Annotated in this window: 14 protein-coding genes; 3 read left to right on the top strand and 11 right to left on the bottom strand. The window is 29.8% G+C overall.

Annotated elements, in window-relative coordinates; translation table 11 throughout:
* Positions 1 to 2: 2 nt before the first annotated feature.
* From etfB to hadA, 6 genes are read right to left on the bottom strand one after another with little or no spacing between them, the layout of a single operon-like run.
* Positions 3 to 788 (bottom strand): electron transfer flavoprotein subunit beta, encoded by a 786-nt coding sequence (etfB, locus tag ACTG44_RS02415; protein ID WP_021382957.1) that lies wholly within the window; start codon positions 786 to 788, stop codon positions 3 to 5.
* A 32-nt stretch (positions 789 to 820) separates the two neighbouring features.
* The gene (gene acdB / locus ACTG44_RS02410; RefSeq protein ID WP_021382942.1) at positions 821 to 1,954 is read right to left on the bottom strand and encodes a putative isocaproyl-CoA dehydrogenase AcdB; all 1,134 of its coding nucleotides are present in this window, start codon (positions 1,952 to 1,954) and stop codon (positions 821 to 823) included.
* A 47-nt stretch (positions 1,955 to 2,001) separates the two neighbouring features.
* Positions 2,002 to 3,129 (bottom strand): (R)-2-hydroxyisocaproyl-CoA dehydratase subunit beta, encoded by a 1,128-nt coding sequence (gene hadC, locus ACTG44_RS02405; protein ID WP_021382921.1) that lies wholly within the window; start codon positions 3,127 to 3,129, stop codon positions 2,002 to 2,004.
* On the bottom strand, positions 3,129 to 4,355 hold the full coding sequence (gene hadB, locus ACTG44_RS02400) for a (R)-2-hydroxyisocaproyl-CoA dehydratase subunit alpha (RefSeq protein WP_021382983.1): 1,227 nt from the start codon (positions 4,353 to 4,355) through the stop codon (positions 3,129 to 3,131). Before hadB ends, hadC begins: the two co-directional genes overlap by 1 nt.
* A 14-nt stretch (positions 4,356 to 4,369) precedes the next feature.
* Positions 4,370 to 5,170 (bottom strand): 2-hydroxyisocaproyl-CoA dehydratase activator HadI, encoded by an 801-nt coding sequence (hadI, locus tag ACTG44_RS02395; protein ID WP_021382982.1) that lies wholly within the window; start codon positions 5,168 to 5,170, stop codon positions 4,370 to 4,372.
* Positions 5,171 to 5,208: 38 nt separating this feature from the next.
* Complete coding sequence (gene hadA / locus ACTG44_RS02390) at positions 5,209 to 6,408, bottom strand: isocaprenoyl-CoA:2-hydroxyisocaproate CoA-transferase HadA (RefSeq protein ID WP_021382914.1); 1,200 nt, start codon at positions 6,406 to 6,408, stop codon at positions 5,209 to 5,211.
* A gap of 685 nt (positions 6,409 to 7,093) precedes the next feature.
* Here hadA and ACTG44_RS02385 point away from each other — a divergent pair.
* From ACTG44_RS02385 to ACTG44_RS02375, 3 genes are all read left to right on the top strand, one after another.
* Positions 7,094 to 8,092 carry a D-2-hydroxyacid dehydrogenase gene (locus ACTG44_RS02385; protein WP_021382911.1) on the top strand — a complete coding sequence of 333 codons (999 nt, stop codon included), beginning with the start codon at positions 7,094 to 7,096 and terminating at the stop codon, positions 8,090 to 8,092.
* Positions 8,093 to 8,424: 332 nt separating this feature from the next.
* On the top strand, positions 8,425 to 8,952 hold the full coding sequence (locus tag ACTG44_RS02380; RefSeq protein WP_479921199.1) for a TIGR04002 family protein: 528 nt from the start codon (positions 8,425 to 8,427) through the stop codon (positions 8,950 to 8,952).
* 26 nt (positions 8,953 to 8,978) lie between these two features.
* Positions 8,979 to 9,575 (top strand): TIGR04100 family radical SAM protein, encoded by a 597-nt coding sequence (locus ACTG44_RS02375; RefSeq protein WP_021382917.1) that lies wholly within the window; start codon positions 8,979 to 8,981, stop codon positions 9,573 to 9,575.
* 184 nt (positions 9,576 to 9,759) lie between these two features.
* On the opposite strand, the gene ACTG44_RS02370 is transcribed toward ACTG44_RS02375, so the two are convergent.
* The 5 genes from ACTG44_RS02370 to ACTG44_RS02350 form a co-directional block, all read right to left on the bottom strand.
* Positions 9,760 to 10,623 (bottom strand): GRP family sugar transporter, encoded by an 864-nt coding sequence (locus tag ACTG44_RS02370; RefSeq protein ID WP_479919729.1) that lies wholly within the window; start codon positions 10,621 to 10,623, stop codon positions 9,760 to 9,762.
* 52 nt (positions 10,624 to 10,675) lie between these two features.
* The gene (locus tag ACTG44_RS02365; protein WP_479921198.1) at positions 10,676 to 11,608 is read right to left on the bottom strand and encodes a D-aminoacyl-tRNA deacylase; all 933 of its coding nucleotides are present in this window, start codon (positions 11,606 to 11,608) and stop codon (positions 10,676 to 10,678) included.
* A gap of 143 nt (positions 11,609 to 11,751) precedes the next feature.
* Positions 11,752 to 12,303 carry a helix-turn-helix domain-containing protein gene (locus ACTG44_RS02360; RefSeq protein ID WP_021383018.1) on the bottom strand — a complete coding sequence of 184 codons (552 nt, stop codon included), beginning with the start codon at positions 12,301 to 12,303 and terminating at the stop codon, positions 11,752 to 11,754.
* Between the two features lie 225 nt (positions 12,304 to 12,528).
* On the bottom strand, positions 12,529 to 13,020 hold the full coding sequence (locus ACTG44_RS02355) for a hypothetical protein (protein ID WP_021382913.1): 492 nt from the start codon (positions 13,018 to 13,020) through the stop codon (positions 12,529 to 12,531).
* Between the two features lie 28 nt (positions 13,021 to 13,048).
* Positions 13,049 to 13,609 carry a 5' nucleotidase, NT5C type gene (locus ACTG44_RS02350; RefSeq protein ID WP_021382987.1) on the bottom strand — a complete coding sequence of 187 codons (561 nt, stop codon included), beginning with the start codon at positions 13,607 to 13,609 and terminating at the stop codon, positions 13,049 to 13,051.
* Between the last annotated feature and the right edge of the window lie 134 nt (positions 13,610 to 13,743).

Genomic DNA, 13,743 nt, shown 5'->3' with positions numbered 1-13,743 from the left:
ACTTATATAATGTGCTTTTGTTTTAGACCGATTATTATTTTGTTAGCTATTTCATCAGCTTTACCTTCTAAGATTTCTCCTTTTCCTCTTGGGTCAGGAGTAAATGATCTAAATACTTTAGTTGGTGATGCTTTTAAACCAACCTCTTCTTTATTTACATCTAAATCATCAATTGTCCAAACTTTTACATCATGTTTATATGCTTTTACTATTTTATCAACAGACATGTATCTAGGTGCATTTAACTCTTTTACTGCTGTTAAAAGTACAGGTGTACTTACTTTTATTAATTCATATCCATCTTCTAATTGTCTTTGAACTATTATGTCTTTTCCTTCTATTTTGAAGTCTTGTACATATGTAACTTGAGGAATGTCTAATTTTTCTGCAATTTGTGGTCCAACTTGTGCAGTATCTCCATCTATTGCTTGTCTTCCTGCAAATATTATGTCATAGTCTCCTACTTTAGCTATCCCTGCTGCAATAGTATTTGATGTAGCCCAAGTATCAGCTCCTCCAAATGCTCTATCACTTAATAATATTGCATCATCAGCACCCATAGCTAAACACTCTCTTAGCATAAAGTCAGCTTGAGGAGGTCCCATTGTTATAACTGTTATAGTTACATCATCATGCTCATCTTTAATTTTTAAAGCTTCCTCTAATGCGTTAGCATCATCTGGATTTAATATACTTGGAACTCCATCTCTTATAAGAGTACCTGTTTCTTTATTTATTCTTACTTCGTTAGTATCTGGAACTTGTTTTACGCAAACTAATATTTTCAAAGTCTATACCTCCAATTTCATTAGATTATTTATTATTTTAATACGTTTGATGAAATTACCATTTTTTGAACTTCTGATGTACCTTCGTATATTGATACGATTCTAGCATCTCTGTACATTCTTTCGATTTCATAATCTTTTATGAATCCATATCCACCATGAAGTTGTAATGCTTTATAAGCAACTTCATTTGCAACTTCTGCTGCATAGTATTTAGCCATTGCAGATTCTTGAGCAACTCTCATTCCTGCATCTCTCTTTTGTGCTGCATCATAAACTAATCCTCTAGCTGCACAAACTTTTGTTTCCATATCAGCTATAGTAAATTGAGTATTTTGGAATTTAGCGATAGGCTTACCAAATTGAACTCTTTGTTTTGTATATTTAACAGCTTCATCTAAAGCACCTTGAGCAATTCCTAGAGCTAAGGCAGCAACACCTATTCTACCTACTTCTAAAGTACCCATTGCTATTTTAAATCCATTACCTTCTTTTCCTATAAGGTTTTCTTTTGGAACTTTAACATTTTCAAATATTAAGTCAGAAGTTTCAGTTCCTCTTATACCCATTTTATCTTCATGAGCTCCTGTTGAGAAACCATCCCATTTACTTTCTACTATAAATGCTGATGTACCTCTAAGACCTTTACTTCTATCTGTAACTGCTATTACTATAGCTATGTCGCAGAATGGTCCATTAGTTATGAAAGTTTTTCTACCATTTAATATATAGTGGTCTCCAACTAATTCTGCTGTTGTTTGTTGCCCACCAGCATCAGAACCAGCTCCTGGCTCAGTTAAACCAAATGCTCCTATTAATTCACCTGTTGCTAAACCTTTTAAGTATTTTTGTTTTTGCTCTTCAGTACCATTGTAAAGTATTGGTAATGTAGCAAGAGAAGAACCTGCTGTAACGAAAGTAGCTGTTGATGCACATCTTCTAGCTATTTCTTCCATTATGATAGCATAAGAAACATATCCTGCTCCCCCACCACCATACTCTTCTGGAATATTACTGCTTATAAATTTTGTTTCAGCTAATTTTTTGATTAATTCCTTAGGCATTACACCTGTTTTATCCATTTCTGCTGGCAAAGTGTCTAATTCTTTACTAACAAAATCTCTTACTGCTTTTCTTAAAAGTTCTTGTTCTTTGTTATATAACATAGCTTCCTCCAATTTTCACATTTTATAGTAAATTTATTTTAATGAACTTACGCTAAACTCATCATCTCAGCAAAAGTTTGAATACGAGTTCTGGCTTGTTCATTATTCTGAGTTTGTTGGTCAATTTCAACATATAAAGTAGGTATTCCACTATCTTCTATATCTTTTCTAACTAAAGGATAATCGTATTCTTCTGGGTCACAGAATTTCATCATACAGAAGATAACACCATCTATATCTTTCTTTTTAACTTCATCTACTATAAGTGACCCACGTTTTTTCTTAGGGTCATAAGCTAATGAACATCCTTCTATATTTGACCATTGTCTTGCTAATCTTTCTAACGCATCATCACCTGCTGGTACATCTGTTCTGAATTGTCTTGTTTCCTGAGCTAAATCATCTGCTACAACTGATATATTGTTGTCTTCTAAAATATCTAATATATCTTTAGAATCAGCTACTATACCTGTTAATAAAACTTTCTTTCCAGAACAGACTTCTTCTGGCATAGCATTTAATTTTGCTATTAATTCTTTTACTAATTCAGTGTGCTCTTCTTTTCTCATAAAGAATCCACTTTTGATTACTAAGCTTCTTACTGATGGTTTTATAGTATTAGAATGTTTATAAGCTACTTCAACAAAGTCTCTCATAGTTTTTCTATGTTCATTGTAAACTTCTATACTTTCATGAATTTTTGCTTCTTCTATTTCATAACCACATATTTCTTCAAGTTCTCTTTTCACACCTTTGTACTCACTGATTAGGTATTTTACACCAGCTTCAAGTTTTCTATTTTGTGGGTGTACTAATGATATATATTTTATATGAGGTACTGCTGATTTCCAGTTTTGTCCTAGACAAATTAGTGTATCACACATACCTGGTATAATAACTCCAGATAATTCATCATAAGCACCTTTTAATCCATATTCTAAACATGATTGCATTATTGAACATGCAAATGCAGGGAAATATTGTTTAGCTAAATCTAATTCTGTTTGTCCTCCCCATATACCAACTGGAAGCATTCCAGCTGCATGTATAATCTCTTCTGGGCAGTAAACTGGGAAACAACCTATAGCTTTTTTACCAGTTTCACTTTTATATTTTTTTACAGCCGCATTTGGATTTTCAACTACTTCTTTCATTTTAGATAAAATAGCTTCCATTATATCTCACCTCTATTAAGTTTTTTTCTTTCTTCCATTACTTCAACTAAACCTTGAATTCTTGTTTCAAACTGAGCATTAGTAAAAGCTCTAGGGTCTGCTTGGTCACCATCAAATCCAGCATATGGTAATCCAGTTTCTTCAGCTGCTCTTCTTTGCATTTCATATTGTATTAAACTCATAAGTTTACAGCTTCTGTTCATATGATAGAATGCTCCATCACATTTACCATCTACTAAAGAATCAACTCTATATTTTGTCATACGGTCTAAGTTTACGTTGTTAAACATAGTACTGTATGCTACTGCCATTCCATCTAAATCATTAACTTCATATTGTAATGCCCAAGCATGTGGGTAAACACTACCTGTCATGTTAACTCCAAATTTAGCTAATGTTTTCATTTTGTATCCTATATATGGCCAACAAGGTATACCTTCCATCATTATTCTGTATTTTTCTTCTCCTCTGAAAGAAGATTTACCAGTTTTCATGTTGTCCTCTAATTCTTCTATAAGTAATTTAAATGCTTCTGTAGTTTCTTTTTTACCTCTAGCACAAACTATTACAGCCATGTAAGTAAATAAGTCAAACCCATTCATTGGTGAAGGTGAAGAATCTGCTGGTAAACTCATAGAGTATTTCCATAGTCTTCCGTTTTCAGCTGATATTTTCATTACTTCTTCAAACTTCTTAGGGTCAAATTTCTTCCCTGATATAATTTCTAATTGCTTTATAGCTTCTTCAAATTGAGCTTTTATATAGTCAATTCTTGATTGAGTAACTTCATCTTCATTATTGAAAGTTGTATCAATCATTATTAGAGGTATATCTAATTCTCTTGAAATATTTTCATACCATTTTATAACTTGGTTACATATATTGTTACAGCAAAGTAGGAAATCTGGAGCTGGCATATCTAAAGCTTCACAGCCTCCATTTTCTAAAAGACCAAAATTTGTTCTTGCATATGCACATAGGTCGATAGAGTATCCTTTAGATTCAGCCATTTCACATAACTCTAAAGAACCTTTTTTAGCCGCTACCCCAGCTGCTTGATTTTCTGGATATAATACGTTTAAGTCAAATACTTCTGCTAATTCTTGAGGAAATACTGATGTTGACCAACCTACAGGTCTTCCTTCTTCTTTAGCTTTAAATGCATTTGCATATTGTTCAGCTAATAAATCATTTATTACTACTCTAGCTTCTTTTTTTTCAGACATTTTCATCCCTCTTTTTATATATTTTTCACTTCTTTTTGTGATGTTTTTGCTTCATCAAAAGCGTATAACGCTGCTCCTAAAGCACCCGTTAATTGAGGTATATCAGGTACAATAATTTCTGTGTTGATTTCTCTTGCCATGGCTCTTACGATACCACTATTTCTAGCAACTCCACCAACCATAACTACATTTCTTTGTACTCCTATTCTTTTTACTAGGCTAGAAACTCTCTTTGCTACTGAAGTATGAATACCTGCCACTATATCTTCAATTTTTGCATTTTCAGATAAATGTGATATAACCTCAGACTCTGCAAATACTGTACATGTACTGCTTATTGATACTTCATTTTGAGAATTCATAGATATACTTCCGAGTTCAGATACATCAACCTCTATTATCTTTGCCATTACATCTAAAAATCTTCCTGTACCTGCAGCACACTTGTCATTCATAAGAAAGTTTAGTAGTCTTCCATTATTATCTAACTTTAATACCTTTGCATCTTGACCACCTATGTCAATAATGGTTCTTGTCTCTGGAATTATGAAGTTTACTCCCCTGGCATGACAGCTTAATTCACTTATTTGCTTATCAGCATCTGAATAATTCATTCTTCCATATCCTGTAACTACCACTTTTTCAATATCTTCTCTTGCAAGACCAGTCTTGCCATATAATTTTTCTAAAACTCTTGATGGTCCAGTAGTCCCAGTACCAGAAGATATTGTCTCATAAGCTACAATATCTTCTCCATCTTTTAAAATTACTCCCTTTGATGCAGTTGAACCTATATCTAATCCCATTGTGTACATCTTTAGCATTCTCCTTTTATTAAATCTAGAATTACTAATTAGTATCTTACAACTTTACTATCTTTGAAGCTGTTTATTTTTTCTTCATCATAGCCTAAAGATTTTAATACTTCTACAGTATGTTGACCTACTTTTGGTGCTGGTGTATAATCTTTAATTCCTTCATTTCTAAACATAACTGGAGTATTAACTAAGACACCTGTATTTCCGCTATCATATTCTTTCTTAAATAAGAAGTCATTTGCCCAAGCTTGTTCGTCGTCTAATAAATCTTCACAGCTTTGGATTTTTTCAAATGGTAAGTCTGCTTCTTCTAATAAAGCTGACCACTCGTCTAATGTTTTTTCTAACATAGCTTCTCCAACTATCTTAACTAAACCTTCAACATGATTAACCATTGAATCTATGTTATTGTATCTATCATCTTCTAATATATATTCTCTATTTATAACCTTACAGAATTTACCTAACCACTTATTGTATTGTATTAAAGCTAATTGAATCCATCTTCCATCTTTACATTTATATGTAGTCATTAATGGACTGTTTGGATTTTCTCTTGATAAAGGCATTTCATTTCCGTATTGTGCTGTTGTTATCATTGTTCCCATTCCATATATAGCAGTATGGAAAAGACTTACTGTTACTCTTTCACCTTTACCAGTTTGACCTTTTTTATGTAATGCTGCTAAACTTCCTGCTGCTAATGCTAGACCTGCATAATGGTCACCAAATCCTGCTGCTGTATTTGCTGGAGATGTTCCTTTTTCCATAACAGATTGGCTAACTCCTCCTCTTGCGAAGTATGCAGTGTAGTCAAATCCTGGTTTATCTTTTAAAGGTCCTTTTTCACCATATCCTAATATTTGAGAGAATATTAATCCTGGATATTTATCTTTTATTTGGTCATAAGCTATTCCCATTTTTTCTAATGCTTGAACTCTAACATTAGTTACAAATATATCTGCTTCTGATAATAATTTATGTAGTATTTCTACTCCTTCTTTTGATTTTACATTAATACTTACACCCTTTTTATTTCCATTTTCTAATTCAAACATAGGGTTTTCATCATCTGATGCTGGAGATTTAAATGTTCCACCCATAACTCTTATTCCATCACCTTCTATAGGTTCAATCTTAATAACCTCTGCACCCCAGTCACCTAACATTTTTGCACAACATGGTGCTGCGATGAAACTTGAAAGTTCTACTACTTTAACTCCTTCTAAAAGCATAACGTTTTCCTCCTTAATAGTATCAATTATAAAATTTCGATTAACTCACTCATAAAATACTTTAAATACTTTTTTCTGATATTAACTATTTGATGTCAAAGTTCCTAATCTTATCTAAAATAACTTAAAAATTATTAAAATTATTTTTTATTGTTTTATTGTCTTACACCTATATTGTTAAGCATTTATCGTGCCAACTTTATATTTAAGCAAAATATCGCTTGATTTGAATGTTTTTTAACAATATGCAATTAAATTATTTTTTCCAAATCGTGGCATTATGCAACTCTCCATTGCATTTTGCTATTCTTTCTATGCATATAAAAGTTTTTTTTATATTTTTTTTTGTGAAAAAGCTTGACATTTCAAAAAAAGTTTTCATTGCTAAACTCAAAAACACATGTTATCATTGTAATTAATCAGCAAGTTAGTTAACTAATTTCAAACTTAGATAAATTTTTAATAATATTTAATCTAAAAAATAACAATTTCTTTGATAAATTTTTAAAGCAATTATTACATTAAATAAAAAATAACTAAATATCGAAATATGACAGGGAAAACAATTTCAAAACTAAATTTTTAACCTTAAAAATTTTGTATAAAAAACATAGCCTTATATGTTACATATTATTTCTAAATGAAAGATTACCATATAATTTAATAATTACAGGAGGGTATTGATATGAAAATACTAGTATTTGGAGCACGCGATTATGAAGAACCAGTAATAAAACAATGGTCTGAAGAGCATAAGGATGTTCAAGTGGATATTTATCCTGAAAACATGACTGAAGAAAACGTGGTTAAAGCTAAAGGATATGATGGTATATCTATACAACAAACTAACTATATAGATAACCCTTATATTTATGAGACTTTAAAAGATGCTGGAGTTAAAGTTATAGCTTCAAGAACTGCAGGAATGGATATGATACATTTTGGTTTAGTTAATGAAAATGGGCTTATTGTTACTAATGTTCCTTCTTATTCACCTAATGCAATAGCTGAATTAGCTGTTACTCAAGCTATGAACCTTTTAAGAAAAACTCCTTTAGTAAAGAAAAAAGTCTGTGAAGGTGACTATCGTTGGATAGCTGAACTTCTTGGAACAGAAGTTAGATCTATTACAGTAGGTGTTATAGGTACTGGAAAAATAGGTGCTACTTCTGCAAGATTATTCAAAGGCTTAGGGGCTAACGTAATTGCATTTGACCAATATCCAAATAATGATTTAAATGATATATTAACTTACAAAGATACTTTAGAAGACCTTTTAAAAGAAGCTGACCTTATAACATTACATACTCCTTTACTTGAAGGAACAAAACATATGATAAACAAAGATACTCTAGCTATAATGAAGGATGGAGCTTATATAGTAAATACTGGACGTGGTGGTTTAATTAAGACAGGGGACTTAATAGAAGCACTAGAATCAGGAAAAATCAGAGCTGCTGCCCTTGATACATTTGAAACAGAAGGATTATTCTTAAATAAAAAGATGAATCCAGGTGAATTAACTGACCCAGAAATAAACAAACTTCTTTCTATGGAACAAGTTATATTCACTCATCACCTTGGCTTCTTCACTAGTACAGCGATAGAAAATATAGTTTATTCTAGTTTAAGTAGTGCTGTAGAAGTTATAGAAACAGGAACTGCTACTAATAGAGTAAATTAGTATTTTATAAATATATTTTTTTATTAATTAGCTATTATCTAACAAAATAGCCTTTAATTTCCCAAATATAAGAGAGTCTACTCAATGGACTCTCTTATATTATTTTTTATATCATTTCATTACCTCTAATACATTCCATATTATGTTTATACTTATCCTATTTTGACTATTACTCTATTATATTTTTCTATTTATATACATTTGAATGGGTACAATCTGTGTTTTGCAAAAAAAACGCCAAACAAACTATGAAAATTGTATGATTAATATTAATATATGTATAAGAAAACATTACAATTATGTTAGTTCTGGATTTCTAGGGAGGGAGTATATTGGAAAAAATGAATAAAGTTACTTCTAAAAAAACGACCTATATTGTTACTTCTGCGTTATTTGCATCCATAATATGTTTGACAATAGCGTATATACTACATATCCCAGTCGGTGGAAATAATGGATATGTTCATATAGGAGATGCTTTTATTTATCTAGCTGCAACTATTTTACCAACAAACTATGCTATAGCAGCCTCTGCAATAGGTGCTGGTCTAGCTGATTTATCTACAGGTGCTGCTATTTGGGTAATACCAACTATAATCATAAAGCCAATACTTGTATTATTTTTCACTTCTAAAAACGACAAGATAATAAATAAAAGAAATATAGTTGCTTCTATTGTAGCAGGTATAGTGGGGTTAGTCTTATACATGTTTGCTGAAGGAGTAATCATTGGAAGTTTTACAAGTGCATTTGTAATGAGCTTACTTGGTTTATTACAGCCAATAGGAAGTTTTATTGTCTTTATAATTTTAGGTATAGCACTCGATAAACTTGATTTTAAAAGACGTTATTTTAATTAAGAATTTAAATTTATGGAGGGAAAATTATGAATATCTTATATACAATTGAAAATAGTATCTATGTAAATATAACTAATACATGTCCATGTAGTTGTGTTTTTTGCATAAGAAATGAAAAAGATGAAGTAGCAAATAGTGGTAGTCTATGGTTGGAACATGAACCAAGTATAGACGAGGTAAAAGAAGCTTTCAACAAATACAATTTAGACGATTACGATGAAATTGTATTTTGTGGATATGGCGAACCATTAATGAGAATAAATGAATTAATAGAAGTTGCTAAGTTTATAAAAGAAAAAAGCAACATAAAGACAAGAATAAATACAAATGGTCTAAGTGATTTAATACACAATAAAAAAACAGCTATTCTATTAAAAGATGTTATAGATGCAGTATCAATAAGTCTTAATGCTCCAAATAAAGAAGCTTATAACAGGGTTACACAACCAAAGTTTGGAGAAAAATCATTTGATTATATGTTAGATTTTGCTAGAGATTGCAAAAAACATATAAAAGATGTAGCTTTTTCCGTAGTAGATGAAATATCTCCAGAAGAAATAGAAGAATCTAAGCAATTAGCAAAAGAACTTGATATCCCACTAAGAGTTAGACATAAGAACTAATGATTGTAAGATTCATATTATAAGATATAAAAATCAATATAATCAAAATAGGGAATATAAACGAATTTATCTAAATAAATATGTTTGTATTCCCTATTTATTAACTATGTATTGGCTATTTATCAAACTGCTTTTAATTATCATACTTCTTGATTACTTCTTTTTATATTACTTAATATAATGATTAAAGCAACAGTAGCCATCCGCCAATTAGTATTAAAATTGAACCTGGTATCTTTTCTTTTATATTTTCTTTGAATATAAAATGAGCAAGTATCAAAGTTATTATCATAGACACCTGAGAAAATGGTTCAGCTATACTAAGTTCTAGATTATTTAAAGCGATTAATAATGCTAAATAAGAATATCCATTAATAGCACCACTTACAATTGAAAGACCCTTTTTATTCCTAAAAATCTCATAAATTACTTTTTGCTTCTTTTTAAATGCTAAGAATACAAATAGATTTAATCCCACAAAGAAATAAAGTATAGTCGAATATAGTATAGGAGATACTTGCACAAAAAAAGCCTTATCCAACACTCTCCCTACTGATTGTAAAAATATGTACAAAAACATTAATCTACATGGCAAGTTGTTAAAAATTACAGATACATTTTTTAAAAAAGAGCTTACTTTTTTTAATATGAACACTCCACCAATCATAACTATGATTCCTGCAACTTTTGCTAAACTTAAACCTTCACCTAAAAATATAACTGATAAAAGTAATAGAAACAATGAATTTAGACTGTTTATTGGAGTCACAAGTGAAACTTCACCAGTTGCTAAAGATGTCACATATGCTACTGAGCCAATTGAATAAACTAAGCTACTTATATAACATGGTATTAAAAATGACCAATCACTAACTCTATCCATTATACTAAATGGCAATAAACATACTCCCCCAATAAAGAAAAATAGAAATGATGAAGCTATATTTTTATAAATATCACCTTCTTCATCACCTAATAACCTTACAACTACTCTCTCAAAAGCTAATAGAACTACTCTAATTAATAATGCAAAATAAGATAATATCATTTTTGACCTCACTTAAAAATTAATCTGACTTCTTATTATATTGATTGTATAACTACCATATAGGCAAATCTTTTGGATTTTTTAATATTTTATGTTTAAATACAGGTATATTAAGTTTTTCACCTAGTTTACGGCATTGCTCTTTATAAGTACCTTTTAATTTATCATGAAAAACTATCCCATCAATTCCACCTTCAATACTATTTACACACTTCTCTAATTTCTCAAATCCAGATTCATCATCATACATTCCACTTACAATCCACTGATTTGGAAGTACATGTCCAATTGATATGTTGTATTCTTTATTTTTTATAACATCTGCAAAAGATTTTTCAAAATGTACTCCTCCAACACACAATAGAGTTTTTAAAGGTTCATCATTATCAAATACTCTAACCAGTGCTTTTGCTAATACTTGTATTGCTATCTTATTATTAAAACTGTCACTACTACTTCCTATCTCAATGTCTAACATAGGTACAGAATATTCTGTAATTAATTTAGACACTTCTCCATATGTTGTTCCAGACCAATGAGTTGCCTCTGTTAATGTAGTAAATTCATCAAGTGAGTTTTCATTTTTTATATCTTCAATTGCATTAATTAGATTTTTAAAATATTTTGGATTTGAGTTTCCAAACTCTCCTGTTGGTACATCTCCAATTGTATGAGCTGTTAAAATATGCTCTGGAGCATTTTCTCCTTCATGCCAATTTACAACTCCTGCGAAATCAAAATTTTTAAAATGCTTATTTAAAATTGGCAGATAATATTTATAGTCATGGCTTATTACATCTTTTGTCTTTACAAACTGAAATAAATTGTTATTTTTATCTGTAAATTCCAATACAAAGTTATCATCAACAATAATATTAGTTTGTTTTAAATCCATTATTTCCCTAAAACAATTAAAAACATTGCTAGCTACTGGGTCTTTATTTAAATCATTACAAAAGAAGAAAACAGCTTTTTTATTATTCATATATGAATCACGCTCCTTATTTAAATATATTTTCATTATATACCTTTACTTTTTATCACTCTAAATACATTACTTCACTATATTATTTATACAGTAAGATACCCTCTTGTAATATACTATTTTGATTCTATTTATAATGGTGTTTACACATAATATACTACCATACTCATTTTAGCTATCCCCTTACCTGAATTTCTATATATATGTGATACATCTGCTTTAAACCTTATAGAATTTCCACTACACACAACATAATCTTCTCCATTTATTTTAATAGTTATCTCACCACTAAAAACAGTTATAAACTCTTGTGTCCCTGGAAGTTCAGCATTTGAATCTAAACTTCCACCCTCTTCTATTTCAATCATAAATATCTCAAATCTTCTTTTGGAATCAAAAGGAAATATTGGATAGCTTATATATTTTCCATTATCTTCAATAAAATGGTCTACATCACTTTTTTGAACCAATTCTATATCACTTTCCTGTCTCTCCATCAATGATGTAAATGAGATTTTTAGTCCATTAGTTATTTTCTTTAAAGTAGATATAGTAGGATTTACCTCACATTTTTCTATTTGAGACAACATACTCTTGCTCACTCCACTAAGTTGAGCAATCTTATCTAAACTAAGATGTTTTTCTTTCCTTATTTTTTTTAAATTCTCAGAAATTATTTCATTTAAATTTTGCATAAATTTTCCCCCTAATATACTCAGATAAAAATAAATTATTTTAACCATTTAATAGATTTAATAATTCAACTTTTATCCAATATATCGAACATTACGTTTAATATACATTACTTTTATAAGAATGTAAATAGTTTTCTGAAATTTTGTGAAAATGTACAAATAAAAAACTAGTAGCCTAATACTTTTACAAGGCCACTAGTTTTTTTAATACAATAAGATTCTATTTTAACTATAAAATTTAGATGCACCTATAAGCTGTCTTTTAGAAACAATCTTAGCTAGGTTTGCTAATGAAGAAATTTTTATATCTTTAAAAGAAACTAAAAATACAAACTTAAAATCGGTAAATTCTTGATTTATGTTGTATATATCAAAATAACATCTCAAATTATCAAATAAGTAATTTTCTTGCAAGTCTGCTTCTATCTCATCCGTAGCATCTTTTAAATAAGCTCTTACATCTTCAAATAAAACATTGAAATAAGACTCATCTATTTCTTCACCCAATTCTTCCAATATTTCTTCTATATCTAAATCATCCATATCAAAAGAATTTCCTGTCAACTGACAATCAAACACCAATATGTTTTCTTGATTTATAGTATTTGATATATCTTGCACATATTCAAAGTCTGGACGTAATTCTAAAATATCTTTTACTTCACTGCTCTTTACATGAATCTTTCCTTTTCTATTTTCAAGTTTTAAATCTATCATATGCTCCCCCTTTCGATTTACAAATCTTTTAAATACTTTGTTTTATAATCTTTTCAATATCTATCCAATTATTAACTCTAATTATATTTTGATGTCTAACAGCTTTATTATAGTTAGTATCTAGAAGTATTACTTTAACACCATCATCAGCTAATTGTACTGAATTTAAAGGATTATCTTCTATAAATATATCACAGCTCAGTTCTCTTGCCTTTTCAACTTTATAATCACTTCCTAATAAGTAAACATCTATATCTGAAAATCCTTGTCTCGATAGCCAGTTTTTAGTTACATCAGTTAAACACTCATGCCTAGCTGTTACAAAAGATAAATTATGTCCTTTAGATAATGTGCCAATTACCTCAGTAGCACCCTCCACAATCTTTGCTTCATCATAGGAATGTATATACTTATTATTAAATTCTGCATATACATCTCTTATTCCTGAACCATATAATTCTTCCCAATTATGTGTTATACACTCTGCTTCAGTTATGTTTTTATTAAAAATATCATTTAGGTATGGAAGAAAATGATATGGGCTTGTTATTGTTCCATCTATATCAATACATATATTCAATTTGTTCATTTTTACCTCCATGTAACGTTTATTGATTTGATTAATCACATATTATAGCACAGCTTTAATTATAAATCAAAACTCTAGATATGACTATACCTATATAATACCAAAAAGCTTGCATATTTAAGCAAGCTTTTTGT

The sequence above is a fragment of the Clostridioides sp. LIBA-2809 genome, assembly GCF_056688965.1.
This window is presented reverse-complemented; position numbering and strand designations above follow the sequence as displayed.